19 protein-coding genes are annotated in these 26,196 nt (G+C 61.9%); 15 read left to right on the top strand and 4 right to left on the bottom strand.

All coding sequences use genetic code 11. The features are described from left to right. Nucleotides 1-12 precede the first annotated feature (12 nt). The 7 genes from ACS3WB_RS08185 to ACS3WB_RS08155 all read left to right on the top strand — a co-directional run bounded on the left by ACS3WB_RS08185 (nt 13) and on the right by ACS3WB_RS08155 (nt 9,584). Nucleotides 13-1,272 carry a Glu/Leu/Phe/Val family dehydrogenase gene (locus ACS3WB_RS08185; RefSeq protein WP_438275064.1) on the top strand — a complete coding sequence of 420 codons (1,260 nt, stop codon included), beginning with the start codon at nt 13-15 and terminating at the stop codon, nt 1,270-1,272. Nucleotides 1,273-1,422: 150 nt separating this feature from the next. Next, a complete protein-coding gene (locus ACS3WB_RS08180; RefSeq protein WP_438275083.1) occupies nt 1,423-2,124 on the top strand; it encodes a TetR/AcrR family transcriptional regulator in 702 nt (233 codons plus the stop codon). A 1-nt stretch (nt 2,125) separates the two neighbouring features. Beyond that, entirely contained in the window at nt 2,126-3,337 is a 1,212-nt protein-coding gene (locus ACS3WB_RS08175; protein WP_438275063.1) for an efflux RND transporter periplasmic adaptor subunit, read from the top strand. A gap of 94 nt (nt 3,338-3,431) precedes the next feature. Then, nucleotides 3,432-6,524, top strand: coding sequence for a multidrug efflux RND transporter permease subunit (locus tag ACS3WB_RS08170; protein ID WP_438275062.1), 3,093 nt, complete (start codon nt 3,432-3,434; stop codon nt 6,522-6,524). Nucleotides 6,525-6,786: 262 nt separating this feature from the next. Next, on the top strand, nt 6,787-8,040 hold the full coding sequence (locus ACS3WB_RS08165) for an NAD(P)/FAD-dependent oxidoreductase (RefSeq protein ID WP_438275061.1): 1,254 nt from the start codon (nt 6,787-6,789) through the stop codon (nt 8,038-8,040). Nucleotides 8,041-8,139: 99 nt separating this feature from the next. Beyond that, nucleotides 8,140-8,391 (top strand): DUF6489 family protein, encoded by a 252-nt coding sequence (locus ACS3WB_RS08160; protein WP_438275060.1) that lies wholly within the window; start codon nt 8,140-8,142, stop codon nt 8,389-8,391. A gap of 110 nt (nt 8,392-8,501) precedes the next feature. Next, the gene (locus ACS3WB_RS08155; RefSeq protein ID WP_438275059.1) at nt 8,502-9,584 is read left to right on the top strand and encodes a YeeE/YedE family protein; all 1,083 of its coding nucleotides are present in this window, start codon (nt 8,502-8,504) and stop codon (nt 9,582-9,584) included. A 63-nt stretch (nt 9,585-9,647) separates the two neighbouring features. Here the strand turns inward: ACS3WB_RS08155 and ACS3WB_RS08150 are convergent, their stop codons facing one another. The 3 genes from ACS3WB_RS08150 to ACS3WB_RS08140 form a co-directional block, all read right to left on the bottom strand. Continuing rightward, on the bottom strand, nt 9,648-10,877 hold the full coding sequence (locus tag ACS3WB_RS08150) for a bifunctional alpha/beta hydrolase/OsmC family protein (protein ID WP_438275058.1): 1,230 nt from the start codon (nt 10,875-10,877) through the stop codon (nt 9,648-9,650). Nucleotides 10,878-10,935: 58 nt separating this feature from the next. Then, nucleotides 10,936-12,132, bottom strand: coding sequence for a cytochrome P450 (locus ACS3WB_RS08145; protein WP_438275057.1), 1,197 nt, complete (start codon nt 12,130-12,132; stop codon nt 10,936-10,938). 71 nt (nt 12,133-12,203) lie between these two features. Next, complete coding sequence (locus ACS3WB_RS08140) at nt 12,204-12,413, bottom strand: ferredoxin (protein ID WP_438275056.1); 210 nt, start codon at nt 12,411-12,413, stop codon at nt 12,204-12,206. 740 nt (nt 12,414-13,153) lie between these two features. On the opposite strand from ACS3WB_RS08140, the gene ppc reads away from it, so the two are divergent. From ppc to ACS3WB_RS08120, 4 genes are all read left to right on the top strand, one after another. Further along, on the top strand, nt 13,154-15,940 hold the full coding sequence (gene ppc, locus ACS3WB_RS08135) for a phosphoenolpyruvate carboxylase (RefSeq protein WP_438275055.1): 2,787 nt from the start codon (nt 13,154-13,156) through the stop codon (nt 15,938-15,940). Nucleotides 15,941-15,972: 32 nt separating this feature from the next. Beyond that, complete coding sequence (locus ACS3WB_RS08130) at nt 15,973-17,322, top strand: amidase (RefSeq protein ID WP_438275054.1); 1,350 nt, start codon at nt 15,973-15,975, stop codon at nt 17,320-17,322. Nucleotides 17,323-17,449: 127 nt separating this feature from the next. Continuing rightward, the gene (locus tag ACS3WB_RS08125) at nt 17,450-19,033 is read left to right on the top strand and encodes a B12-binding domain-containing radical SAM protein (protein ID WP_438275053.1); all 1,584 of its coding nucleotides are present in this window, start codon (nt 17,450-17,452) and stop codon (nt 19,031-19,033) included. A 217-nt stretch (nt 19,034-19,250) separates the two neighbouring features. Continuing rightward, nucleotides 19,251-21,614: an efflux RND transporter permease subunit gene (locus tag ACS3WB_RS08120; RefSeq protein ID WP_438275052.1), complete on the top strand. Its 2,364-nt coding sequence runs from the start codon at nt 19,251-19,253 to the stop codon at nt 21,612-21,614. A gap of 95 nt (nt 21,615-21,709) precedes the next feature. Here ACS3WB_RS08120 and ACS3WB_RS08115 read toward each other — a convergent pair whose 3' ends face one another. Continuing rightward, nucleotides 21,710-22,210, bottom strand: coding sequence for a hypothetical protein (locus ACS3WB_RS08115; protein WP_438275051.1), 501 nt, complete (start codon nt 22,208-22,210; stop codon nt 21,710-21,712). Between the two features lie 560 nt (nt 22,211-22,770). On the opposite strand from ACS3WB_RS08115, the gene ACS3WB_RS08110 reads away from it, so the two are divergent. From ACS3WB_RS08110 to hpnE, 4 genes are all read left to right on the top strand, one after another. Further along, on the top strand, nt 22,771-23,016 hold the full coding sequence (locus ACS3WB_RS08110; RefSeq protein ID WP_438275050.1) for a cysteine rich repeat-containing protein: 246 nt from the start codon (nt 22,771-22,773) through the stop codon (nt 23,014-23,016). Between the two features lie 209 nt (nt 23,017-23,225). Continuing rightward, nucleotides 23,226-24,101, top strand: coding sequence for a squalene synthase HpnC (gene hpnC / locus ACS3WB_RS08105; RefSeq protein WP_438275049.1), 876 nt, complete (start codon nt 23,226-23,228; stop codon nt 24,099-24,101). Next, on the top strand, nt 24,098-24,934 hold the full coding sequence (hpnD, locus tag ACS3WB_RS08100; protein WP_438275048.1) for a presqualene diphosphate synthase HpnD: 837 nt from the start codon (nt 24,098-24,100) through the stop codon (nt 24,932-24,934). Before hpnC ends, hpnD begins: the two co-directional genes overlap by 4 nt. Beyond that, nucleotides 24,934-26,187 carry a hydroxysqualene dehydroxylase HpnE gene (gene hpnE / locus ACS3WB_RS08095; protein WP_438275047.1) on the top strand — a complete coding sequence of 418 codons (1,254 nt, stop codon included), beginning with the start codon at nt 24,934-24,936 and terminating at the stop codon, nt 26,185-26,187. Before hpnD ends, hpnE begins: the two co-directional genes overlap by 1 nt. Nucleotides 26,188-26,196 lie beyond the last annotated feature (9 nt).

The following is a 26,196-nucleotide window of genomic DNA, read 5'->3' as shown; positions in this document are numbered from 1 at the left end:
AAGGAGAAAGCGATGACGGTTTATGCCGGCCCGGTCTTCGACATGGCGGTTCAGCAGTTCGACGTGATCGCCGATCACCTGTCGATCCCGACGGACGAGCGCGAGCGCATCCTCATGCCGAAGCGCTCGATCACGGTTTCCTGCCCGGTCCATCGCGATGACGGCTCGATCACGGTTTTCGAGGGTTACCGTGTCCAGCATCACCTCACGCTGGGTCCTACCAAGGGTGGGACCCGCTTCGCGCCGAGCGTGGACATCGGCGAGGTGGCTGCGCTCGCCATCTGGATGAGCTGGAAATGCGCGCTGGTCGGGTTGCCGTATGGCGGGGCCAAAGGCGGCGTCAGAGTCGATCCCCGATCGATGTCGATGCGCGAACTGGAAGGGCTGTCGCGCCGCTACATGCAGGAGATGATCCCGTTCGTCGGTCCGCGCACCGACGTGATGGCGCCGGACATGGGCACCAACGAGCAGGTGATGGCCTGGTTCATGGATACTTATTCCATGTATCAGGGCAACACCGTCACCGAGATCGTCACCGGCAAGCCCGTGAGTTCGGGCGGCACGCTCGGCCGCCGCGAAGCCACCGGGCGCGGCGTTGCCCATCTCGTCCGCCGTGTCCTGAATGAGTTGGGCATTGCGCTCGGCGGCGCAACCGCGGTCGTTCAGGGTTTCGGCAATGTCGGCTCCCACGCCGCGCTCGAGCTTTACAATTCCGGCATCAAGATCATCGGGGTCAGTGATCACACCGACGCGCTTTATGACAGGAACGGGCTGGATATTCCCGTGCTGTTGCGCCACGCCGCCGCTCACGGGAGCATAGCCGGCTTTTCGAACCAGCTTCGCTATGATCCGGCGGCGATCCTGACGCTGCCGTGCGACGTGCTTGTTCCCGCCGCCATAGAGCGCGTGATCGACGCGCACATCGCCGAAAATCTGAAATGCCGCGTGCTCGCCGAAGGCGCCAATGGGCCGACGACGCCCGAGGCCGATCGGATACTGGGAAAACGTCAGCACGAGATTTTCGTGATCCCCGACATCCTCTGCAATTCCGGTGGCGTCGTCGTCAGTTACTTCGAATGGGTGCAGGATCTGCAGCAACTGTTCTGGGAAGAAGACGAAGTGACGCGCCGCGAATACCAGATACTGGATCGCGCTTTCGCCCAGATGATTAGTCGCGCCAGAAAGGACCGGATTCCTCATCGCACGGCGGCTATGGCGATCGGCGTCGAGAAAGTGAGGGCCGGAAAGGCCATGCGGGGGCTTTTTCCGTGATCCGCGACTCCTGTCCAAGGCGGCGGTCCCGGAGATCGTCGGCCTATCCGTCGAATTGCGGATTTTCTTCATCCTAACCCGCGATATTATGATGGTGCGTTGCAGCATTTTCCTTGACTTCGAGGAGAGTGAGTGTTTACTCACGTCATCATGAGCAACCTGCGGATGACCGGCGATCTTCGCCGGGAGTTGATTCTGAGCGCCGCGAAGCATTGCTTTGCGCGCTATGGATTTGCGGGTACGACCACCAGGAGCGTTGCCGCCGCCGCCTCGATTTCCGAGGCATTGTTGTTCAAGCATTTCCCGACCAAATCGGCGCTCTATGCCGAAATCCTGGCGGAGGCCTGCCAGGCGGATCCCGCGCTGCATCGATTGCTCGACCGCGAGCCGTCGACGGAGACGCTGGTCATCCTCATCCGCGGCATGGTCGAGCACTTCCTCAATGCTTCGGCTTCTCCGGATCAGGAGGAGGCGCAGCGCCTCCGCCTCATGATCTCAAGTCAGCTCGACGATGGCGAATTTGCCCGACTGCTCTACGAAAAAATCCGGGATCTGATTGGACAGGCCTTCGCGGCCTCGCTCGAGCGTGCGGTCGCCGCCGGGGATGCGGTGTCGGTGGGACGCGATCCGCTCAATCTGTTCTGGTTTGCCCATCACACGGTTCTCATGATGGTTCTAACCAAGCTTCCTTCTGTTCCGACCCTGACCTATGGAGCCGAGTCTGGTCTGAAACGGCAGATTTGTGAATTCATTCTTCGCGGAGTCGGTCTGAATGCAGCGGCAATCGCCTTGCATCTGAACCGGGAACCTGTATTCAACGCCGCCCACACGCCGGCCGCAGAAAGTGCATGACATGACGGTAACAAGGGAAGGCAGCGCTGGCGACAAGTCGGACGTTTCGGCGCAAGGCTTGCGCGACCCGTCTCGCGCGCGTCCGATACGCATGAAGCGCTGGTTCATCATTATCGGTGTGCTGCTTGCGCTGCTTGTCGGCGCACTGGTCGGGTTCAATGCCTTCCGTGCGCACATGATCGCGCAGTTCTTCGCCAACAACAAGCCGCCGCCGGTGACGATCAGCGCGGTCGAGGCGAAGTCCGAGGTGCTGCCGAACCTGCAGCGGGCTGTCGGCAGTCTCGCCGCCGTGCATCAGGTCAGCGTCACGTCCGATGTCAGCGGCCGCATCACCGACATCCTGTTCACCGCCGGCAGCCGCGTCACCCAGGGCACGCCGCTGGTGCAACTGTTCGACAAACCGGATCAGGGTGATCTCGCGAACTACAAGGCGCAGGCGACCGTCGCGAGACTCGCGCTGGAGCGGGCGAAGCAGCTCGCGGCGCGTCAGGTCGGCCCGCAGGTGACCGTGGATCAGGCACAGGCCGCGTTCGACCAGGCCAATGCCGGCATTGCCAAGACAGAAGCGATCATTTCGCAGAAGCTGGTGCGCGCGCCGTTCGACGGCGTACTCGGTGTGCGTCAGGTGGAGGTAGGACAGTTCCTGACCGCCGGCACGCAGATCGTGTCGCTGACCGATCTGTCGACACTGTTTGCTAACTTCACCGTTACTGAAAAGGACAGCGGTCGTCTCTCCGTGGGCCAGGCTGTCCGGGTATCGGTCGATGCCTATCCGGGCAAGGAGTTCGACGGCAAAATCACCACCATCGAGCCGCAGATCGCGACCGACACCCGCAACATCCGTATCCAGGCCACCATCAATAACCCAGGCGATATCCTGAAGCCGGGCATGTTTGCGGAAGTAACGGTGGTGCTGCCTGACAAGCCGGCGGTCATCACCGTACCGGAAACCGCGGTCGAATATACACTGTATGGCGACTCCGTTTATCTCATCAAGGAGCACAAGGATGACGACGGCAAGACCAGCCTGACCGCCGTGCAGACCTTTGTGCGCACCGGCGACCGTATCAACGGGCGCGCGGTGATCGAGAAGGGGGTGAAGCCCGGCGACAAGGTCGCCGCGGTCGGCCAGCTCAAGCTGCAGTCGGGCGCTGCCGTCGAAATCTCGAAGGATCCGCTGCCGCAGATCCCGGAGAAACCGCCGCTGAACTGATTCCGGTCGGGACCGCCCGCGCGGGCCCGATCGATCGAACGTCTCGCGGCCTTGCTCCGATCAGGAGGTGGCGCGCGCCAAGGGAGCGCCTGCAATGGCATTCACCGATATCTTCATCAAGCGGCCGGTCTTGTCGGTCGTCGTCAGCCTGCTGATCCTGCTGATCGGCATGGCGGCCGCCTATAACCTGCCGATCCGGCAGTACCCGAAATTGTCCAACACCGTGATTACGGTCACCACGGCCTATCCGGGTGCGTCGCCGGAATTGATGCAGGGCTTCATCACAACGCCGATCGAACAGGCGGTCGCGTCGGCCGAAGGCGTCGACTACATCACCTCCGCCTCGACCCAAAGCCAGAGCCAGATCAAGGTCTACGTCAAATTGAACTTCGATCCGAACGCGGCGCTCACCGAGGTGCTGTCGAAGGTCAATTCGGTGAAGTACCTGATACCGAAGGAAGCCAACGATCCGGTGATCGTGAAATCCACCGGCGAGACCACGGCGGTGATGTATATCGGCTTTTCGAGCGACGAACTGTCGGGCTCGGCGATTTCCGATTACCTGACGCGCGTGGTGCAGCCGATTCTTTCGACCGTGGATGGCGTGGCCTCGGCCGACATCCTCGGCGGCCAGACCTTCGCGATGCGCGTCTGGCTCGATCCTCTGAAGATGGCCGGGCGCAACGTGACGACGACGGACGTCGCCGCAGCGATCGCAGCCAACAACTTCCAGGCGGCAGCCGGCCAGACCAAAGGCTTCTACACGATCTCCAACGTCTCGACCAATACCGACCTGCAGAGCGTCGAGCAGTTCAAGCGCATGACGGTGAAGGCCAAGGATGGCGGCTTCGTGCGCATGGAGGACATCGCCGATATCGAGCTTGCCGCGCAGAGCACCGATGCCAGCGTCGCCTTCAGCGGCCAGCGTGCGATCTTCATCGGCGTGCAGGCGACCCCGCAGGGCAACCCGCTGAACATCGTTTCTGGCGTCCGCGCGCTGTTTCCCGATATCGAGCGAAATCTGCCGCCCTCGATGAAGATGAAGGTGGCCTACGATTCAACCAAGTTCATCACCTCCTCGATTCACGAGGTGGAGAAAACCCTGATCGAGGCGGTCGTCATCGTCATCGTGGTGATTTTCCTGTTCCTCGCCTCACTGCGTTCGGTCATCATTCCCGTGGTGACGATCCCGCTGTCGCTGATCGGCGTCTGCGCGCTGATGATGGCGGCCGGATTCAGCTTCAATCTGCTGACGCTGCTGGCGATGGTGCTGGCCATCGGACTCGTGGTCGATGACGCCATCGTGGTGGTGGAAAACATCCACCGCCATCTGGAGGAGGGCAAGACGCCGGTTCAGGCGTCGTTGCAGGGCGCGCGCGAAATCGTCGGTCCGGTCATCTCGATGACGATCACGCTGGCCGCCGTCTATGCGCCGATCGGCTTCCTCGGCGGTCTCACCGGTGCATTGTTCCGCGAGTTCGCCTTCACGCTCGCGGGGGCGGTGATCGTCTCCGGCGTGATCGCGCTGACGCTGTCGCCGATGATGTGCTCGGTGCTGCTCAAGCATGGCGGCCAGGGCGGGTTCGCCGCCAGGGTCGACAAGATCTTTACCTCGGTCACACACTGGTACGGGCGCAAACTGGATCGCTCGCTCGATTACCGGCCCATCACGGCGCTGTTCGCGGTGACGATTCTCGGGCTCGTCGGCTTCCTCTACATGCACACGTCAAAAGAACTGGCGCCGGAAGAAGATCAGGGCATCGTCTTCGCGGTCATCAAGGGGCCGAAATACGCCAATATCGATTACATGGATTATTACGGCGAGAAGCTCGACAAGGCGTTTGCGAGCTTTCCCGAGACCGACCTGCGCTTCATGATCAATGGCACCAACGGCATCAACAACGGCATCGCCGGCATGTTGCTGAAGCCGTGGGACGAGCGCAAGCGAACTGCGATGGCTCTCAAGCCGCTGGTGCAGGCCGACATCAGCAAGGTCGAAGGCGTGAATGCCTTCGCCTTCAACCGACCGCCGTTGCCGGGCGGTCCGGGCGGTCTGCCGGTGCAGGTCGTGCTTTACACCACGGCCAGCTTTCAGACAGTCTACGAAGAGATGAACAAGCTCAAGGAGGCGGCGCGCAAAAGCGGTCTCTTCATCGTCACCGATAGCGATCTCGACTACAACCAGCCGGTGGTTCGCGTCAACATCGACCGGGTCAAGGCGAATGACCTCGGGGTCACCATGCAGCAGATCGGCGCGACGCTGGCGACGCTGCTCGGCGGCAATTACGTGAATCGCTTCAACCTCCAGGGACGTTCCTATCAGGTGATTCCGCAGGTGCCGCGCGGTCTGCGCTTGTCGCCGGAATCGCTCGACGGCTACTATGTGCCGAGCAATACCGGACAGCAGATTCCGCTGTCCACGCTGGTGACGATCAAGACCGAAACCGATCCCAACGCGCTGACGCACTACAACCAGCTCAACGCGGCGACATTCCAGGCCGTGCCGATGCCGGGCGTGACGGTGGGGCAGGCGGTGGAATTTCTCGAGCAGCAGGCGAAAAGTCTGCCGAAGGGCTTCAGCCACGATTATCTCGCCGATGCACGACAATACGTGACCGAAGGCAATCAGCTCGCGATCGCTTTCGGCTTCGCTCTCATCATCATCTTCCTGGTTCTGGCGGCGCAATTCGAAAGCCTGCGCGATCCGCTCGTCATCATGATCAGCGTGCCGATGGCGATCTCGGGCGCATTGATCCCGCTGTTTTTCGGGGTTGCGACCATCAACATCTATACCCAGGTGGGGCTGCTGACGCTGATCGGCCTCATCAGCAAGCACGGCATTCTGATGGTTGAATTCGCCAACGAACTGCAGCTCAACGAACGCCTCGACAAGCGCTCGGCGATCGAAATGGCGGCGCGGGTCAGACTGCGACCGATCCTGATGACGACCGCTGCGATGGTCACCGGCCTGCTGCCGCTCCTCATGGCGTCGGGCGCGGGAGCGGCCAGCCGGTTCTCGATCGGTCTCGTCGTCGTGGCGGGCATGTTGATCGGAACGATGTTCACCCTGTTCGTGCTTCCTGCCGTCTACGTGGCGATTGCAACCGATCACCTGGCCGGTCTTGGGTCGGAGCGTAACAAGCAGATTGCCGAATTCGACGCAGACCCGAAGTTGCGGCCGACATAATGGCCGCGATGGCATATCGGCGGCGGGGCATCGAACCGGATCGCGATATTTGATCGCAGCGCCCGGCGACCGTCCGTGTCGCCTGCATGCATGCTTCGTTTTCGCTCTCCTCAATGTTGCCGCGTTCGAGCGGGCGTCGACAGTTTTTCGCAAAGTGGCCGAAAGCCAGCCATCACCGGCAGGTTTGCGCCGCCGAACAGCGATACTTAAATAACAACGGTAGCGTTCGGCGAGGCCGTGCGATTTTGGTTCGGAGAGTCGGGTGGCGGCGGTCAAAGCCGATGTTCTGGTGCTGGGTGCGGGAATTGTCGGCGTTTCCGCCGCCCTGCATCTCCAGAAACGAGGGCGCGATGTCATTCTTGTCGACCGTCATGAGGGCGCGGGCGAGGAGACGAGTTACGGGAATGCCGGCCTGATCGAATGCGCATCCGTTTTCCCTTACGTGTTTCCCTACGATTTGCGTCAGGTTCTGCGTTATGCGTTGAACCGGTCCGCGGAAGCGCATTATCGTTTTCGCGATCTGCCGGCGTTTTTGCCGTGGCTCATCCGCTATGCTCTCGCATCTTCACCGGAGCGGGCGTTCCACAGCGCGATGGCCGCGCTGCCGCTGATTAGCCGCAGCCTCGTCGAGCACGAAGCGCTGATCGCCGAAGCAGGCGTGCCGCACCTGTTGCGCAGGACAGGATGGATCAAGCTGTTTCGGTCGAACGCGACACTCGACAAAGGCGTGGCCGATCTGAGACGCGCTCGGAGGTACGATGTCGAAGCCGATGTTCTTGACGCTCGGGAAATCGCCGCACGCGAGCCAAATCTGTCGGGAACGTTCGCAGGCGCCATTCACTGGCCTGCGCCGGGCTTTGTTCCGGATCCGGGAGCGCTGACAAAAGCCTATGCGGCGTTATTCGTGCGCCGCGGCGGCCGTTTCATCGAGGCGGACGCGCGGACCTTGACGCAGCGTGACGCGGCGTGGTGTGTCGACGGCCCGAATGGAGCGTTGGCCGGGCGCGAAGCCGTGATCGCGCTCGGACCATGGTCGGATGACGTCTTCCGGCCTCTTGGTTATGATATGCCGCTCGGCATCAAGCGCGGCTATCACCTGCATCTGGCGCCGCGCGGCAATGCGGTGCTCAACCATCCCGTTCTCGATTCGGATCGCGGCTATCTGCTGGCCCCGATGAATCGCGGCATTCGCCTGACGACCGGCGCCGAATTCGCCCGCCGCGATGCGCCACCGTCGCCCGTGCAGATCGCGCGCACGCTTCCCGTCGCGCGCGAACTGTTCCCTCTGGGCCGGGCGATCGATGCCGCGCCGTGGATGGGAAGACGTCCGTGCATGCCCGATATGCTCCCGGTGATCGGAAAGGCGGCCCGCCACGCCGGATTGTGGTTCGACTTCGGACATCAGCATCACGGCCTGACGCTCGGTCCGGTAACGGGCCGCCTGCTGGCGGAAATGATGACGGGCGAGGAGCCGCTGGCCGATCCGAGACCTTTCGCTCCGGAGCGCTTTGGCTGAACCTTCTGTTTGCAATTTGCGCGGTGTCATGATCGTTTGCGCCGCAGGCGTTCTCGCGGCGATACTGTTCGCGCAGCGAGGCCGATACAGGAGCGTGGCATGAAAGTGAATATCGAGATCGAGTGTACGCCGGTTGAGGCCCGCCAGTTTATGGGGCTTCCCGACGTTCAGCCGATGCAGAACGCCATGATAGAGAAACTCCAGCAGAAGATGATGGAGAATATCGACAAGTTCTCGCCGGAAACGATAATGCAGAACTGGTTTACCTTCGATCCAAAGATGGCGGAGCGCTTTCAGGACATGTTCGCCAGCATGTCGGGTCTCGGAGCCGGAACAAAAGGCAAAAAGTAGACGTCGGTGAATCCGGTCGCCCCTGCGCACCGGCTTTGCCCATCGGCCTCCGCCTGCTTGATGTCGCTCACGCACCTCATATTGTGACGTCGGACTGAAAAGGACACGTCGTGCCGCCTGATCCCCACGTCACCGTTTATGCCGGCTTTCTGATCGGCTTCGTTTTCGGCGTGGTGGGGCTGCTAAGCGGTTTCTGCCTGATGAGCAGCTTGCGCGGATATTGGGGGCAGGGCGATGGGCGGCTGCTCCGGACCTACGCGCTGGCGATGGGCGTTGCGGTCGCCGCCACACAATTGCTTGCCGGCGAGGGCTTCGTCGATCTGGGAAAATCGATCTATCTGCAGCCGTCGTTCTCGGCGGCCCTGATGTTCGCGGGCGGAATCATTTTCGGTTACGGCATGGTGCTGTCGAACGGCTGCGGATCGCGCGCGCTGATTCTGCTGGGGCGCGGCAATCTGCGCTCGCTGGTCGTGGTGATCGTTCTCGGCATCGCCGCGCAGATGACCTTGAAGGGCCTGATCGCACCGGCGCGCATCGCCATGCTGCAAGCCAGTCAATCCACACCGAATTTCATCTCGCTGCCGGCGCTGGCGGGAACGCTCGGCCTCGGTGAAACCTTCGCTCGCGCGCTGGCGGGGACGGTCGTCAGCGGCGCGCTGATGATTTTCGCGTTCTCGCATGCGGCATTCCGGCGTTCCGCAGGCCAGATCGCAGCCGGCGTCATCATCGGTCTCCTTGTTGCTGGCGGATGGTATGCGACCGGATATCTCGGCGCTGACGATTTCAATCCGGTTCCGGTCACCTCAATCACCTTCGTCGCTCCGGTCGCCGATACCGTACAATACGTGATGCTGTCGACCGGGCTGACGATGAATTTCGGCATCGCGCTGGTCCCCGGAGTTATGCTCGGAAGCCTCGTCACCGCTTTGGTGACGCGCCGATTTCATCTTGAGGCCTACACCTCTCCACGTCACATGCTGCGTTCGGTAACCGGTGCGGCGTTCATGGGCTCAGGTGGAGCGATGGCTTATGGATGTTCGATCGGCCAAGGCCTGACAGGTGTTTCGACGCTGGCTCTGGCGTCGTTTGTGGCAATCACCGGCATTGTCGCGGGCGCTGCAATCGGTTTGCGCGGTCCGCTTCGCGTCGACGGACCCACATCTTCGCGGGATTCGGCTTCGCCGGCACGCTAGAACAATCCCCGCCTTATGCAGACCGTGACGGATCGACTTGTTTCCGTCAAAATGCAAGTCGCTTCAATGCTCGTCCGCTTCCAACGCGTGGGTTACGATGCGGATTTCCGACGTCAGCGTCCGGTGAACCGGGCACTTGTCGGCGATTTCCATCAGTTTCCCGCGTTGCTCCGGATCGAGCACTCCTTCCATCGCGATCTCGCGTTCGATCTGGTCAATGAGGCCCGTTTTGGTTTCACACTCGGCGCAGTCCTCTGCATGTATTCTGTTGTGCCGAAGCGTCACGGCGACGCGCTCCAGCGGCAGCGCCTTGCGGTCGGCATACAATCGCAGCGTCATCGAGGTGCAGGCCCCGAGCGCGGCAAGCAGGAAATCGTACGGTCCGGGTCCGGTATCGTCGCCTCCGGCGGTGCTTGGTTCATCGGCGATCAACCGGTGCGGACCGACGGTCACGGTCTGCTGGAATTTGCTGCGACGGGTTTCACGAACGACGACGCTTCGTGAACCCGAATCCTCGGTCTGGTCGCTCGGTGCCGCTTCGAGATAGCGTTGCGCCCAGACGGCGATCACGTCGGCGACGTAATCGGCGTCGCTTTTCCGGCTCAACAGGTGGTCGGCTCCCGAAAGCGATATGAAGCTCTTCGGATGTTTTGCGGCAACGAAGATACGGGTGGCGTTGTCGATTCCGACGATGTCGTCAGTCGGCGAATGCAGGATCAATAACGCCTTCCGCAACTCTGCAACCTTTTCCATCAGGTTGTGCTCGGCGATATCGTCGAGGAATTCCCGTTTGATATGGAATGGGCGGCCGGCGAGGGAGACCTCGACCGAGCCCTGTGCGCGGATGTCTACGAGGCGATCGGCGAACAGATGCGTGACGTGGGCCGGATCGGAGGGCGCTGCGATCGTCGCCACCGCTTTTGCTTCGGGAATCCGGGCCGCGGCTGCGAGAACGGCCGCGCCGCCAAGGCTATGGCCGATCAGGATAGCGGGCGGCCTGCGGGTCTGGCGCAAATGATCGGCCGCCAGAACGATATCCGCGACATTGGAGGAAAACGTGCTGTTGGCGAATTCCCCTTCGCTGGCGCCAAGTCCGGTGAAATCGAATCGCAGGACCGCTATTCCATGCGCCGTCAGTGCCGCAGCGATGCGCCTTGCCGCGAGCACGTCCTTGCCGCAGGTGAAGCAATGCGCGAACAGCGCGTAGGCTGCCGGTTCGCCGTCGGGAAGATCCAGCGCGGCTGCAAGTTCGGAACCGTCCGACCCGGAAAACTGCAAACGTTCGTTCGGCATGTCTGGCCTCCCTGAACTCATGCGGGTCGCGGCGCAAGACGCCGCGCGGCCGGCGACGTCAACTTTTGCCGAACAGCAGCGGGAGTTGGCGCGGACCGCGCAAGCTTCCCTCAGACCATGTCGTCGGGCGAGACGGATCAAGCCGGAAATCCGGAATGCGTTTCAGCCATTCCTCGATCGCGACAAACATCTCCATGCGGGCGAGGTGGGCGCCGACGCAGCGGTGAATGCCGACGCCGAAAGCGATGTGGCGGTTTTCCTTGCGGTCAATGATGACCTTGTCGGCATCGGGGAATACCGTTGGATCGCGGTTGGCGGCCGGGAACGCCAGCAGCACCATGTTGCCCGGCTTCATGGGGCAGCCGCTGACGGTTGTTTCCTTCATGACCTCGCGCCCCGACGATGCCGGCGAAAAGGCACGCAGAAATTCCTCGATCGCGGTCGGAAGAAGCTCCGGTTCCGCGATCAGGCGCGCGCGGTCCGCCGGAGTCTTCGCGAGATGCCAGAGCGAGGAACCGATCGCGCTCCACGTGGTGTCGATGCTGGCGACCAGCAGCAATCGCAACGCTCCCTGCACATGCATGTCCGTCAGCGGCTCTCCGTCTTCGGTCCGCGCATTCATCAATGTCGAGATCAGATCATCGGTCGGATGCTTCTTTCGCGCCTCGATGTGGCCGGTGAAATAAGCCATCATTTCCTGGACGGCCTTCATCACCACGGCGTCGTCGTGAAGGCCCAGTTCGAGAATCTCGTGAATCCACTTGATGAAGAGGTCGCCGTCCGTTTCCGGGATACCGAACATGTTGGTGACGGCCCGGATCGGCACATATTTCGTGTAACGCGCCGCGGCGTCGCAGCCCTTGTCATTGATGAAGCCGTCGATCAGCTCGTTGCAGATCGCGCGAACGCGCGGCTCCAGCTTCTTTACCTCGTCGGGCATGAATAGCGGCAGCAGGATCTGCTTGGCGCGCTTGTGCTCGGGCGGGTCCGATGTGATGGGCGGTGCCGGCGGCGGCGGCTCAGGGCGAACGCTGCGCACCACCACGCGGCGCGACGAGAAATGGTCTGTGTCGTAGCAAATTTCCTTCACCGCCTCATAGGTGGTCGGCAGGTAAACGCCGAGAAAGCGGTTGGTGTGGGCGACGGGACATTTGACGCGCAGTTCGTCCCAGATCGGGTATGGATTTTCCGTCCAGGTCGGGTCGGTATGGTCGAAATCGTGAACCCAGTCGGTAACGGGGGCAGGGTTGGACATCGAATTCCTCCGGGCAATCGTCGCGTCTCTACGCCTGACCGACGGCGCTTAAAAACTGCTAAAATCCGATTTCATTCTTCGATGATCGCGATTGCGATTTCCGGGCAATTGGCCTGCGCGAGCCACGCCTTGTCCTCAAGTCCGGCCGGGACGGTGCCATCGCCGATCTCGTGGGCGTAGCCCCATTCGTCGAGTTTGAACAGTTCGGGCGCCAGCGACTTGCATCGTGCGTTCCCTTGGCATTTGTTCGGATCGACGCGAATCTTGAGGGTGCCAGACATGCAGGGGGTCGTCCTCTGAGATGACTGCGATTGATCGGCCTTGGCGAGGATAGCCGCTCCATCAGTGCTGCGCCACTGCCGGCTGGGTTATGCATGCGTTTATACAGAGATCATCTAGGACACAGTCGGAGACGTTCGGCGGTCGGTGCAATGCCGCCTTGCCGCGCGTGCTATGTCGGAAGCTCGATCACCACGTATTTGCTCTCAACGAGGAAATCGGACATCGGCTGAACGCGGTTCAGACTCTGCCAGGCGATGCGCGTCATTGTCCGGCAGCTGCGCTCGAACATCGACTGGTGGTAACAGCCGAAGCGGTAGAGCTTTCGCTCGAAATCGAGTTGCCCGCTCCTGAGTGCCCGGCAATTGTGCCTCGTCTCTGCAAGTGTGCCGATCCTGCTACCGACTGCGCCGTGAGACTGTGCCGTGACGATCCCACTGACGCGTAGCCGCCAGAGTTAGCCAGCCCGGCGAAATGCTTGGAGCGGCGTTTGACTTTGACCTCGAATGCACACAAGCATCAGTATTGTTAACAACAAATGCGAGAATATTGCGCTTATCATGTCTGAATACGTGTCTTATGGCATTGTTGTCCGGCATGCAGGGCGATCGATCCAGTGGCCGGAAATCGTTCGGCATTTGTCTGGAGGTGGCCGTTCATCTTTTGTGCATCGTCGACTGCTGTTTCTTGCGCCGCAGCAAGAAAATTGCGACTGAAGGGCCCGGAGTTTCAGGAGCACGCGATGTCCAGTCAGATCATGCCGTTACCTCGTGCAGGTCAGCCGGAATCTGACTCCGCTGCACTCGATGCGCGGCTGCGCGACGACATCCGGCTGCTTGGGCGCATTCTCGGCGATACCGTGCGCGATCAGGAAGGGGAAGCCGTATTCGATCTGGTCGAACGCATCCGCCAGACCTCGATCCGATTTCACCGCGACGACGACAAGCCGGCGCGGCGCGAACTAGAGGCCATTCTTGACGGCATGTCGACGGACGAGACCGTGCTCGTCGTCCGTGCCTTCAGCTATTTCTCGCATCTCGCCAATATCGCCGAAGATCAGAACAACATCCGTCAGATGCGCAGCCAGACCCTCGTGGACGGGGTGCAGCATGAGGGCAGGCTGGCTTACACGCTCGCCCGCGCGCACTTAGCGGGTTTCAGCGGCGCCGAGTTGCGGGTTTTCTTCGACAACGCCTTGGTGAGTCCCGTGCTGACGGCGCATCCGACCGAGGTTCGCCGCAAGAGCGCGATCGACCGCGAGATGGAAGTTGCTGCTCTGCTTGATCGGCGCGACCGGATGCAACTCACCCCGGAGGAATTCGAGGCCAGCGAGGAACAGTTGCGCCGCGCTGTTCTGACGTTGTGGCATACCAATCTGTTGCGGCGGACAAAACTTACGGTACTCGATGAGGTCGCCAACGGGCTGTCGTTCTACGATTATACTTTCCTTCGCGAGGTGCCACGATTGCATTGCGTGCTGGAAGATCGCCTGCAGGATGGCGATGGCGGCGCCTCGCACGAGATGGCCTCGTTCCTGCGGATCGGAAGCTGGATCGGCGGCGATCGCGACGGCAATCCGTTCGTGACCGCGGATGTCATGCGCGGCACCCTGCGGATGCAGGCCTCGCGGATCCTGCGCTACTACCTTGACGAACTGCACGAACTCGGCCGCGAACTGTCGCTTGCCGCCGATCTCACAAATGTCTCTCCGGAGCTGCGGGCTCTCGCTGAGCGGTCGGCCGACACCTCGCCGCATCGGCGTGGCGAACCCTACCGCCTGGCGTTATCAGGCATCTATGCGCGGCTATCGGCCACGGCGCTGAAACTGAAGGCGGACACGCTGCGCCCGCGCTACGGCAATTCCCCACCCTATGAGAGCGCCGCCGAATTCAGCGCCGATCTCGATGTTCTTCATCGCTCGCTGACCGAGAACAACTTGGAGGTGATCGCGCGGGGGCGGCTGCGCCATCTGCGCCGCGCCGCCGACTGTTTCGGTTTTCATCTTGCCTGTCTCGACCTGCGGCAGAACTCCACCGTTCACGAGCGCACCATCGCCGAACTGCTGGACGCCGCCGCGCCGGGCACCTCTTATCTGAACCTGGACGAGGAGGTGCGGATCGTCGTGCTGCTGCGGGAGTTGCGCAGCGCGCGACCGCTGACATCGCCCTTCATCACATACAGCGACGAGACACAGGGCGAACTCGCGGTGTTCCACGCCGCGGCGGAGGCGCACGAGATGTTCGGTCCCGCCGCGATCCCTCAATGCATCGTCTCGATGAGCGAGGGCGTTTCCGACCTGCTCGAGGTCGCATTGCTGCTGAAGGAAGCCGACCTCATCGATCCCGCCGGCCACAGTGCCATCAACATCGTGCCGCTGTTCGAGACCATCGAAGACTTGCAGGCCTGCGCCGGCATCATGGATCGGTTGCTGTCGCTTCCGGAATACCGGGCGCTGGTGGACAGTCGCGGAGGCCTGCAGGAGGTGATGCTCGGCTATTCCGACAGCAACAAGGATGGCGGTTTCGTCACGTCGGGATGGGAGCTTTACAAAGCCGAGATCGGCCTCGTCGAGGTGTTCGAGCGCCACCATGTGCGGTTGCGCCTGTTTCACGGCAGGGGCGGATCGGTCGGACGCGGCGGCGGCCCGAGCTACGACGCCATCCTCGCCCAGCCGGGCGGCGCCGTGAACGGCCAGATCAGAATCACCGAACAGGGTGAAATCATCTCCAGCAAATATTCCAACGCCGAGGTCGGCCGCAGCAATCTGGAGATCCTCGCCGCCGCGACGCTGGAGGCAAGCCTGCTGCAGCCGCGGCAGAGCGCGCCGAGCCTTGAATATCTCGATGCCATGGAGTCGCTGTCGTCGCGCGCTTTCGCAGCTTACCGCAACCTCGTTTACGAGACGCCGGGCTTCGAGGACTATTTCTGGGCCTCCACTGTTATCAACGAGATCTCGACGTTGAATATCGGCAGCCGGCCGGCCTCGCGCAAAAAGACGCGCCGGATCGAGGACCTCCGGGCAATCCCGTGGGTGTTCAGTTGGGCGCAATGTCGGCTGATGCTGCCGGGCTGGTACGGGTTCGGCAGCGCTGTGGAATCCTGGATAGCGGATCATCCCGACAAGGGCATGGCGTTTTTGCAGGAACTCTATGGCGAGTGGCCGTTCTTCCGCATGCTGCTTTCCAACATGGATATGGTGCTCGCGAAAAGCTCGATCGCAATCGCGTCACGCTATGCCGATCTTGTGCCCGACGCGACGCTGCGCGCGACCATCTTCGGACGCATTCGCCGCGAGTGGCATCTCACCATCGACATGCTGCTCATCATCATGGGGCAGGAGCGGCTGCTCGCCGGCAATCCGCTGCTCGAGCGTTCGATCCGCAACCGCTTTCCCTATCTCGATCCGCTCAACCATGTGCAGGTCGAATTGTTGAAGGACCATCGCGCGCAGGGTGGCGACGAGCAGGTGCTGCGCGGCATCCAGCTCACCATCAACGGAATTTCAGCGGGCCTGCGCAATAGCGGTTAAGATACGATCGCTTTCGTCTCGCGAGGTTCGCCATGCCCGATCACCCGACCCTGGCCACGCTGGCCGCCGACCTCGCGGCGGGTCGCACCTCGGCGCGCAAGCTCGTCGACGAGTGCCTTGCGAAAATCGCCGACAAAGCGGGCGAGGGCGCACGGGTGTTCATCCATGTCGATGCGGAGGGCGCGATGGCCGCCGCCGAGGCCATGGACAGATTGCGCGAGATCAACGCCGCGCCGTCTCCGTTCGCCGGCATTCCGGTTTCGATCAAGGACCTGTTCGACATCAAGGGACAGGTGTCGCGCGCCGGCTCCCGCGCGCTCGACGATAGGCCTCCGGCAGCGAACGATGCCGCGGTCGTGGCGCGCCTGCGCCGCGCCGGATTCGTGGTGATCGGGCGCACCAACATGACCGAATTCGCCTATTCGGGACTCGGCATCAATCCGCATTATGGCACACCGAAAAATCCCTGGCGGCGCGACGTCGGCCACGTGCCCGGCGGATCGTCGTCGGGCGCGGCGGTCTCGGTCACGGACGGCATGGCGCATGGCGCACTCGGTACCGACACCGGCGGCTCATGCCGGATTCCGGCGGCCTATTGCGGCATCGTGGGCTACAAGCCGACCGCGCGCCGCATACCGCTCGACGGCGGCGTGCCGTTGTCGGTCACGCTGGACAGCTACGGGCCGATCGCGCGCTCGGTCGGCTGCTGCGCGGTTATGGACGCGGTGCTGGCGAACGAAGCGATTGTGCCGGTTGCGCCGCGTCCGGCAAAGGGGCTGCGGCTCGTGGTGCCGACGACGGTGATGCTGGACGACCTGGACAGCGCGGTCGCGCGCGCCTTTGAGCGCGCGCTGGATCGGCTGGCCGGCGCTGGCGTCTTAATCGACCGCATGGCCGTTCCCGAATTCGCCGATATCGCATCGCTGAACGTGGGCGGCGGATTTTCGGCGGCGGAAAGCTGGGCCTGGCACCGCGCGCTGATCGCGAAAAAGGCGGACCTCTACGATCCCCGTGTCATCAGCCGCATCCGGCGCGGCGAAAGCCTCAGCGCCGCCGATTATGTCGATCTGCTCGCCATGCGCCGCGTGATCATGACAGGCTTCGAACGCCGCGTCGCGCCGTATGATGCGCTGGTCGCGCCCACGGTGGCGATGACGCCGCCGGTGATCGCCGATCTTGCGAGCGATGCGGTCTACACGAGAGCCAACATGCTGTCGCTGCGCAACTGCGCGCTGATCAACACTGTCGACGGCTGCGCGATCTCGCTTCCCTGTCATCGCGAGGGCGAGGCGCCGGTGGGCTTGATGTTGGCTGCGGCCGGCGGCTCGGATCGCCGGATTTTCGAAATCGCGGCGAGTATCGAACCCGTTGTTCGTACTTAGAACCCTTCGCAAGTTCTGTAGATCCCCGTGACCGGGCAACAGCAGAAGACGCGGTCTCGGCATCAGGAACCATTGCAAGCGTCGAAGGTTAGTAAGAGTTCCCACATTTGCACAACGGGGAGGCGCGATGAGGGGCATCGGTCAACACGGCATTCGGCGCATTCTTTGCGTCTTTCCCCGCTATACGTCGTCGTTCGGCACGTTCGAGCATGCCTATCCCCTGACCGCAGGCGTACAGGCCTTCATGCCGCCGCAGGGACTTCTGCTGATCGCAGCCTATCTGCCCGCCGACTGGAAAGTCCGCTTCATCGACGAGAACATTCGCGCAGCCACTGACGAGGATTTCGAATGGGCCGAAGCCGTGCTCGTCAGCGGCATGCACATCCAGCGCCAGCAGATGAACGATATCTGCCACCGCGCTCACGCCTTTGATCTGCCTGTCGCGCTCGGCGGCCCCTCGGTCAGTGCCTGTCCCGACTATTACCCGTCCTTCGACTACCTTCACGTCGGCGAACTCGGTGACGCCACCGACGAACTGATCCGACGTCTGGCGCGCGATCCATCGCGGCCGGACTGCCAGGTCGTGCTCAAGACCGCCGATCGGCTGGCCATGGACAAGTTTCCGATCCCCGCCTACGAGCTGGCCGATATCAAACATTATTTCCTGGGCAGCATCCAGTATTCCAGCGGTTGCCCTTATCAGTGCGAGTTCTGCGACATTCCGGGTCTTTACGGCCGCAATCCGCGTCTCAAAACTCCCGAACAGATCACCCGCGAGCTCGACAAGCTGCTGGAGTGCGGCATCAGCGGCTCGGTCTATTTCGTCGACGACAATTTCATCGGCAATCGCAAGGCTGCGCTGGACCTTTTGCCGCACCTGATCGCGTGGCAAAAGAAAACCGGTTATGTCCTGCGCTTCTCCTGCGAAGCGACGCTCAATATCGCCAAGCGCCCGGAAATCCTGTCGCAAATGCGGGAGGCGTTCTTCGCGACCATCTTCTGTGGAATCGAGACACCGGATCCGGTGGCGCTGAAGGCGATGCACAAGGATCACAACATGATGGTTCCCATCATGGAAGCGATCAGGACGCTGAACGATTACGGCATGGAGGTGGTGTCGGGAATTATCCTCGGGCTCGACACCGACAAGCCCGAGACCGGGCGGCATCTGCTCGACTTTATCGATCAGTCGCAGATTCCGCTTCTGACGATCAATCTCCTGCAGGCGCTGCCGAAGACGCCGCTATGGGATCGCCTCGAGCGCGAAAATCGGCTGATCGAGGACGAGAACCGCGATTCCAACGTCGATTTCCGTCTGCCCTACGACTACGTCGTGGGAATGTGGCGCGACTGCATGGGCCGTGCCTATCGACCCGAGAAAGTTCTGGAACGCTACGAGTACCAGATCCGCGAAACCTATCCGAAGCGGATTCAACCGCGCACGCCTCAGCAGAGGTCGTGGCGCAATATCAGGCTCGGCCTGACCATGTTGCGCCATATCTTCTGGAAGGTCGGTGTACGCGGCGACTACAAGCGCGTATTCTGGAAATTCGCGCTGCGCCGGCTGGCGCGTGGCGAGATCGAGTATCTCATCAGCTCGATCCTGGTCGCCCATCACCTCATCGTGTTCGCGCGCTCCGCCTCGCGCGGTAAGACCAACGCCTCCTATTATTCGCTGAAGTTGCAGGAAGCCTCCGTTCCTGCGGAATAGACGGGAATCACGGCGGTCGGCCGGATAGGATGCAGGCGGCGGGAGGGTAAATGCGGCGACTGCCGTTGCTTGTAGTCCACCCGGGAAACCGCTAAACCTTGCGCCGGAAATTTATGCGTGCGGTCAACGGTTAAAGCGAATAGCCCAGCGGATTTCGGGTTCGCTCCAAATGTCACATTCACTCCACTAGACCATAATGCCATGACGGGGACAGCGCATGCTTGAGCGAAATCCGGATGCTGCCGATACGGTTGCTCCGACCGGCCGCTCGTCCAGCATCGCTTTCGGACTCGAACGGATCGGCCTGATCGCGGTACGAGCGCCGAGTCTGTCCTGCATCATCCTGCTGGCTTTGGTCGTCGGCGCCTTGTTCGGAATCCACCGAATCAAGATCGACGATTCGCTCAGCCAGTTGTTCCGCTCCGACACCCGGGAATTTCGTCAGTACGAGGAAGTGACCAAGCGCTTCCCGTCGACAGAGTTCGACGTGCTTGTGGTGGTCGAGGGCAAGACGCTGCTCCAGCGCGACAACCTTGAAAAGCTGCGGGATATGGTCACCGACCTGCAACTGGTGGACGGCGTGCGCGGTCTGATCTCGTTGTTCTCGGCGCGTCAGGCTCCTGAACCCGGCAAGCTGCCGGCGGCGCTGTTTCCGTCCGAATTGCCGCAAGGCGCTGACTACGACAAATTCATCGAGACCGTGAAGTCCAATGAGATCATTCGCGGCAAGCTGTTGTCAGAGGACGGTACGCTCGCACTGGTGGTGCTGTCGCTGCAGCCGTCCATCGTCGGCGACAACCAGCTGAAAACGACGATCGGCCAGATCCGCAAGGTCATGAACGATGATCTCGCCGATACCGGGCTCACCAAAGAGCTTTCCGGCGTGCCGGTCATGCAGCTTGAGATCCGCAACGCCGTGGAACGCGACGGGATCATCTACAACGTCGCCGGCATTCTGGCGGGTTGTCTGATAGCCATCGTGTTTTTCCGCAAGGTATCCTTCATGGTCGTCGCGGCGTTTCCGCCGCTGCTTGCGATCCTGCTGGCGCTGGGCGTGCTTGGCTGGGCCAATTTCAGCCTCAACATGTTTCTCAACGTGATGACGCCGCTTATCATGGTCATCAGTTTCTCCGATTCGATGCAGTTGACGTTCGCGGCGCGGGACCGCCTGATTGCCGGCGAAGACAAGTATTCCGCGTTCCGCAATGCGGTCCTCGTGGTCGGCCCGGCCTGCGTGCTCACCCATGCGACCGCGGGAATTTCCTTTATCGCGCTGCAGTTCTCGAATTCGGACCTGATCCGCAGTTTCGGGGAGGCCGGTTTGCTGGCGACGATCATTGCGCTGCTCGCCGTGCTGTTGCTGGTGCCGGTGTTCGGCGTTCTTCTGGTGCGCAACGAGCAGCGCTTCTCGGAAAAGTTCAAAACCGGGGATGCAGGCGTGCAGGCGCTGCGCCGCTTTTGCGCCTGGATCGCGGTGCGGATGGTGGGACATCCAGGCTTCTTCAGCCTGCTTGCCCTGCTGGTGGTCGGCGGGCTGGCAGTGGTCTACGCCAATCTGGAGCCGCGTTATCGGCTCGCGGATCAGGTTCCGGACAAGCAGCAGGCGGTGGCGGCAAGCGGCCGCCTTGACGCGAAACTCACCGGCGCCAATCCGATCGACGTCCTGATCGAATTTCCCAAGGGCGAAACGCTGTATTCGCCGCAGACGCTTGCCACCATCGCCGAGGTTCACAAGCTGGTCGAGGAGCAGGCCGGTGTCGGCAACGTCTGGTCGCTGGAGACCTTGCGCCGCTGGCTTGCTGAGAAAGCCCACACCGACGACGTGGCGACGCTCAAGGAATATGTCAACGTCCTTCCCAAGCATCTGGTGCGCCGCTTTATCTCCGAAGATCAAAGGGCGGTTGTGGTGTCCGGTCGCGTGCCCGATCGCGATTCGAGTCAGATTTTGCCGGTGGTGGACAAACTCGACCACGCCATGGACGCGGTCAGACACGCGCATCCCGGTTATGAAATCGCGGTCACCGGCCTGTCTGCCATCGCCGCGCGCAACAGCGCAAGCATGATCGAGAAGCTCAACCACGGTCTGACGATCGAGTTCGCGCTGGTCGCGGTGTTCATCGGGCTCGCGTTCCGATCGGTGGTCGTCATGTTCGCCTGCATCCTGCCGGGGATCTTCCCGGTCGTGCTGTCCGGCACGGTGCTGTGGGCGCTCGGGGAGGGGCTGCAGTTCGCGAGCGTGGTGGCGCTCACGGTTTCATTCGGTCTCGGGCTCAGTGCGACCATTCACTTCCTCAATCGCCTGCGATCCGAGAGCAAGCCGGGCGTCAGCGCGGGGGAGGCGGTTGAGCGCGCGACGGTGCTGATGGGACCCGCGCTGATCCTGACCACCGTGGTACTGGCGTGTGGCCTCGTGGTGACGGTGTTCTCGGATCTGCCGTCGTTGCGCCTGTTCGGCTGGCTCAGCGCCTTCGCCATGGTTGCCGCCCTGGTCGCGGACTTCCTGATCCTGCGGCCGACGGCGATGTGGCTGATCACCTTTGCGGAGAGGTTACGTCGGCGTCAGGCGAAGCCGGCGAAATAAGCGGGATCAGGCAACCACATCGGCAACCGCAGACAGGCCACCGACGGCGCCCGTTTGCGAGGCTTCTCGCTCCGCCTCTACTCTTTCGCCTCGCGTCAGCCACGCGTCATGGTGATGGACACGTTCCTGACTTCGCCCTTCGAGGCGATCGAGACCGATTGCTTGTTGCCGCGGGTGCGCACCGTCAGGTTAGCGGCAAAGCCCGCTGCTTCGACAAACACCTCAATCTCACCGCCGCTGGCGTGGCCGCGCACGGAGCCGAAGAGATTGCGGCTGGCTTCGCTCCAGGTGCCGGTAAGCTGGGAGCCTTCGCTGACCACGTCGCTGGAAAGATCGAACTGGTAGCTGTCGCTGGCGCAACGCAGGTTCTGTTTCAGCGCCATGCCTGTGACGTTCACCCTGTAGGACGCCCTGCAGCGAATATTTTCTTTCGATCCGTCAGATAGCGTCACCATGCCTTTGCCCGACCAGTTCCCTGCGAAGCCGGCAAATGGAGTGGTCTGGGCGAAACTCGGCGAGGCGGATAGCGTGAGGCCGGCGATAAGGCCGGCTGCAATCGTTGACTTCCGGATCAGCCTGGAGGCAAACAGTTTCATAGCGGGTTTCCAAAAAAGGTGCTCAGGCGATGAAGTCTCGTGCTGCACCAAGCTCTTAGTGTTGTCTTGGCGTGCAAGGGTTCAACTCCGATAACATAGCTGATGTTCTCTCGGGTATCTGCAAGGGGCTGCCGCGCGGTCAATATTCCCCAGATATGAATCCTCGCAAGAACTGAGTAGAGGTGCACCTGGACAGAACAGGCATCGTGGCGGATTCGCCGCACAAATTATGCGGCGATTCGCGTGTTGTACTTTAGTCGATATATTTCAGCGTGTTAGATATAGTTATCTGAAAAACTGTGAAGCGGCCTAACGCAACGCGCGGCCGCTACAAATTTAGCCGCATTTCACCGTGCTTTTGAAATGCGAACATGTTGGTGTGGTCTGTGTATGCGCAGCCGATAAATGAAGCAGCCGCATGCGCTCTTGCGGTCTTGTCAGGTATGGGTATCGATACGGGCCGGCGACGCAGTCGCTCTCCGCCGTTTGAAGGACCAGCCATCCGGATACGCCGGGCGTATCCGGGATCGAATTCTCCGCCGTTGTAATGAAGGAATACGATGTCTAAAATTTTTCTGTCATTCGCTCTGCTTTTGGCATTCGGTTCGACCGGAACGATGGCGCAGGTCCAAGGACAACCGCATAGCGGGACCGAAGCGGAACAGCGCGCTTGCTCTCGGGACGTGAGCCGTTTCTGCCGCAAGGTGATGGATCAGGGCGATTTCACCATCCTGGCCTGTCTGCAGGAGAATCGTGTGAAGTTGACCAAGGCGTGCAACCAGGTCCTGCTGAACCACGGCCAATAAGATCGCTGCGGGAAGCAGCCAAACCCGTTATCCGGCCGCCGGCGGTTTGTCGTTCTGGCAGCAGGCGGGTATTGGCTAAAAGGCGAAAGATAGCATTGGTTTAGCTCGCGGTTTCCCCTATATGGGGTGCGCGAGCAATCCCGCCTGTCCGGCATTCGGGAATTGGCGGGAGACCCAATTGCGATCCAGATCAGCGTAGCCGATCCCCGATGCCTACCGCGAACCAACTGCGATCCGGAAAGACCCACCGCGACGAGAATTTTCCGGTCGCGTCGTGGATCATTCACCCGCGCCACCGCGCGTTGATTCTCGCTTTCTACAATTTCGTGCGGACCGCGGACGACATTGCCGATCACGCCGAACTCGGCGAAAAGGACAAACTCGCCTGGCTCGATCTGTTCGAGAGCGAACTCCTGGGGCAGGGGGACACCCAGCCGGAAGCCGTCAATCTTCGAAATGCGCTGGCGCAACGATCGATGCCGCCGCGGCACGCGATCGATGTGCTGAAGGCGTTCCGGATGGACGTCACAAAGCTGCGCTACGAGACCTGGGATGACGTGATCGACTATTGCCGTTATTCAGCGATGCCGGTCGGACGGTTCATGCTCGATGTCCACGGGGAGAGCACGTCGACCTGGGCCGCTTCCGATGCGCTGTGCGCCGGCCTGCAGATCAACAACCATCTTCAGGACTGCGCCAAGGACTACCGGAATCTCAACCGCGTCTATCTGCCGCGCGATGCGCTCGCCGCATCCGGGGCCTCGGTGGAGATGCTCGGCGGCGACAAGGCAACGCCTGCGCTTTTGCAATGCCTGCACGCCTTGGCCGCGCGGACCGAAGCGCTGCTTCATGAGGGTCGGCCGCTCGCGGCGGAAATCAGGGACATCCGGCTCGGGCTTGAAGTCGGCGTGATCCAGATGTTCGCCGACAGGATCGTCGCGCTGCTGAAAGTGCGTGACCCCTTGAGCGAGACCGTTCACCTGAAGCCGCTGCAACTGCTCGGCTACAGCGTCGCCGGCATCACCGCGGAGATGCTTCGGCGCTCGATGCGGCGGCCGATGTCGACCCCGGCGGCCGGCGCATGACGATCGAAACGGCAGCCGACGCAAGTTCGGGGGCGACTGCGGCCAGCAGTTCGTTCTACGCAGCGATGCGCATCCTGCCGCGCGCGCAACGTGAGGCGATGTTCCAGATCTACACGTTCTGCCGTTATGTCGACGACATCGCCGATTCCGACAGCCCACGGCCGGAACGGCTGGCCGCACTCCAGCAATGGCGCGACGACATCGACGCACTCTATCGGGGACCGGTGCCGGAGCGGTTGCGCGACTACGCGACCTCCGTCAGCGAGTTCGGGCTGCGACGCGAGGATTTTCTTGCTGTCATCGACGGCATGGAAATGGATGTGCTCGCGGATATCCGGGCGCCCGACGAGGCCACGCTCGACCTGTATTGCGATCGGGTCGCCAGTGCGGTCGGCCGGCTGTCGGTCCGCGTGTTCGGATTGCCCGAACAGGACGGCATCCTGCTCGGACATCATCTCGGTCGCGCGCTGCAACTGACCAATATCCTGCGCGATGTCGATGAAGATGCGGCGCTTGGACGGCTGTACTTGCCGCGCGAGGGTCTGCTCCGCGTCGGCATCGACAGTTCCGATCCGGCCGCCGTGATTTCGCATCCGGCGCTGCCGGAGGTCTGTGCGCCGCTGGTGGCGCGGGCGCAGGCGCATTTCGTCGAAGCGGACGAGATCATGAATCGCAACCCGCGCCGGGCCGTGCGCGCGCCCCGCATTATGTCGAGATATTATCACGCTATTCTGGAATTACTGGAGCATCGCGGTTTTCAGCTCCCGCGCTCGCCGGTTCACCTGAGCCAGGCGGCGAAGATCGCCATCGTTCTCCGGTACGCGTTGATCTAATGCAAAGAACCGTTCACATCGTCGGCGCCGGCATTTCCGGTCTTTCCGCCGCCGTGCGTCTGGCCGACGCCGGCTGTCTGGTTCGCGTTCACGAGGCAACGCAACAGGTCGGCGGGCGGTGCCGCTCCTATTTCGACGGCGCGACCAATCTCACGATCGATAACGGCAACCATCTGGTTCTGTCCGGCAATCAGAGCGTGCTGGCCTATGCGCGCCGGATCGGCACCGAGGCCGGCCTGCAGGGGCCACCGAAGGCTGAATTCGAGTTTATCGATCTGGGCGCCAATAAGCGCTGGAAGCTGCAGATCAACGACGGGCGGGTCCCGTTCTGGATTTTCGATTCCGACCGCAGAGTGCCTGACACTTCGCCTGCCGATTACGTCGGGCTCGCGCCGCTGATCTGGGCCAATGCCCGCACGCGGGTGGGCGACGTCATCAAGTGCGAAGGCGTGCTTTACAAGCGGCTGGTGCTTCCGCTCCTGCTCGCGGCGCTCAATATCGATCCGCCCGACGGAGCGGCCGGCCTTGCTGGTGCGATCATTCGCGGAACCTTGCTGGCGGGCGGTCAGGCGTGCCGCCCGCTGATCGCGCGCGACGGGTTGAGCCGGGTGCTGATCGAGCCGGCGGTGGATTACATTCGCGCCAAAGGCGGCAGCGTCGATATCGGCCATGAAGTGCGGCAGTTCACCATGGCGGACGAGCGGGTCACGGCGATCGCGCTTGGCGACCAGACAATTGCGCTCGGTCCTGACGATGCCGTCGTCATGGCGGTGCCGCCTCGGTCTGCGGCCGCGCTGCTGCCCGGCGTGAGCGTGCCGACGAAATTCCGCGCCATCGTCAACGCGCACTTCCGCTTCGTTCCGCCGCCGCACCTTCCGCCGATGATCGGGGTCGTGAATGGGCTGATCGAATGGTTGTTCGCGTTTCCGGATCGCCTCTCCATCACCATCAGCGGCGGCGACCGGCTGGTGGATATGCCGCGCGAGGACCTGGCGCGAGCGATCTGGAAGGACATCTGCGCGGTCGCCGGAATCGATGCCGGGATGCCCGCCTGGCAGATCGTGCGCGAGCGTCGCGCCACGTTCGAGGCTTCGCCGGAGCAGAATGCCCTGCGGCCGGGGGTGCTGACGGAGTGGAAAAACCTGTTTCTTGCCGGTGATTGGACTGATACGGGGTTGCCCGCCACCATCGAGGGATCGGTCCGCTCCGGAAACCGCGCCGCCGATCACGTTCTTAAAAACCATGGAATCTGAGACGTCAGC

Source organism: Nitrobacter sp., assembly GCF_051535215.1.
Lineage (GTDB): Bacteria > Pseudomonadota > Alphaproteobacteria > Rhizobiales > Xanthobacteraceae > Nitrobacter.
Note: the sequence above shows the minus strand (reverse complement) of the source record. Positions and strands in the feature narration are given on the sequence as shown.

Coding starts and splice junctions, on each gene's coding strand:
- ACS3WB_RS08145 (WP_438275057.1), bottom strand. CDS start 12,132: ATGTCCAACCCTGCCCCCGTTACCGACTGGGTTCACGATTTCGACCAT.
- ACS3WB_RS08130 (WP_438275054.1), top strand. CDS start 15,973: ATGCCCGATCACCCGACCCTGGCCACGCTGGCCGCCGACCTCGCGGCG.
- hpnD (WP_438275048.1), top strand. CDS start 24,098: ATGACGATCGAAACGGCAGCCGACGCAAGTTCGGGGGCGACTGCGGCC.
- ACS3WB_RS08170 (WP_438275062.1), top strand. CDS start 3,432: ATGGCATTCACCGATATCTTCATCAAGCGGCCGGTCTTGTCGGTCGTC.
- ACS3WB_RS08160 (WP_438275060.1), top strand. CDS start 8,140: ATGAAAGTGAATATCGAGATCGAGTGTACGCCGGTTGAGGCCCGCCAG.
- ACS3WB_RS08120 (WP_438275052.1), top strand. CDS start 19,251: ATGCTTGAGCGAAATCCGGATGCTGCCGATACGGTTGCTCCGACCGGC.
- ACS3WB_RS08175 (WP_438275063.1), top strand. CDS start 2,126: ATGACGGTAACAAGGGAAGGCAGCGCTGGCGACAAGTCGGACGTTTCG.
- hpnE (WP_438275047.1), top strand. CDS start 24,934: ATGCAAAGAACCGTTCACATCGTCGGCGCCGGCATTTCCGGTCTTTCC.
- ppc (WP_438275055.1), top strand. CDS start 13,154: ATGTCCAGTCAGATCATGCCGTTACCTCGTGCAGGTCAGCCGGAATCT.
- hpnC (WP_438275049.1), top strand. CDS start 23,226: ATGCCTACCGCGAACCAACTGCGATCCGGAAAGACCCACCGCGACGAG.
- ACS3WB_RS08140 (WP_438275056.1), bottom strand. CDS start 12,413: ATGTCTGGCACCCTCAAGATTCGCGTCGATCCGAACAAATGCCAAGGG.
- ACS3WB_RS08125 (WP_438275053.1), top strand. CDS start 17,450: ATGAGGGGCATCGGTCAACACGGCATTCGGCGCATTCTTTGCGTCTTT.
- ACS3WB_RS08115 (WP_438275051.1), bottom strand. CDS start 22,210: ATGAAACTGTTTGCCTCCAGGCTGATCCGGAAGTCAACGATTGCAGCC.
- ACS3WB_RS08185 (WP_438275064.1), top strand. CDS start 13: ATGACGGTTTATGCCGGCCCGGTCTTCGACATGGCGGTTCAGCAGTTC.
- ACS3WB_RS08110 (WP_438275050.1), top strand. CDS start 22,771: ATGTCTAAAATTTTTCTGTCATTCGCTCTGCTTTTGGCATTCGGTTCG.
- ACS3WB_RS08180 (WP_438275083.1), top strand. CDS start 1,423: ATGAGCAACCTGCGGATGACCGGCGATCTTCGCCGGGAGTTGATTCTG.
- ACS3WB_RS08150 (WP_438275058.1), bottom strand. CDS start 10,877: ATGCCGAACGAACGTTTGCAGTTTTCCGGGTCGGACGGTTCCGAACTT.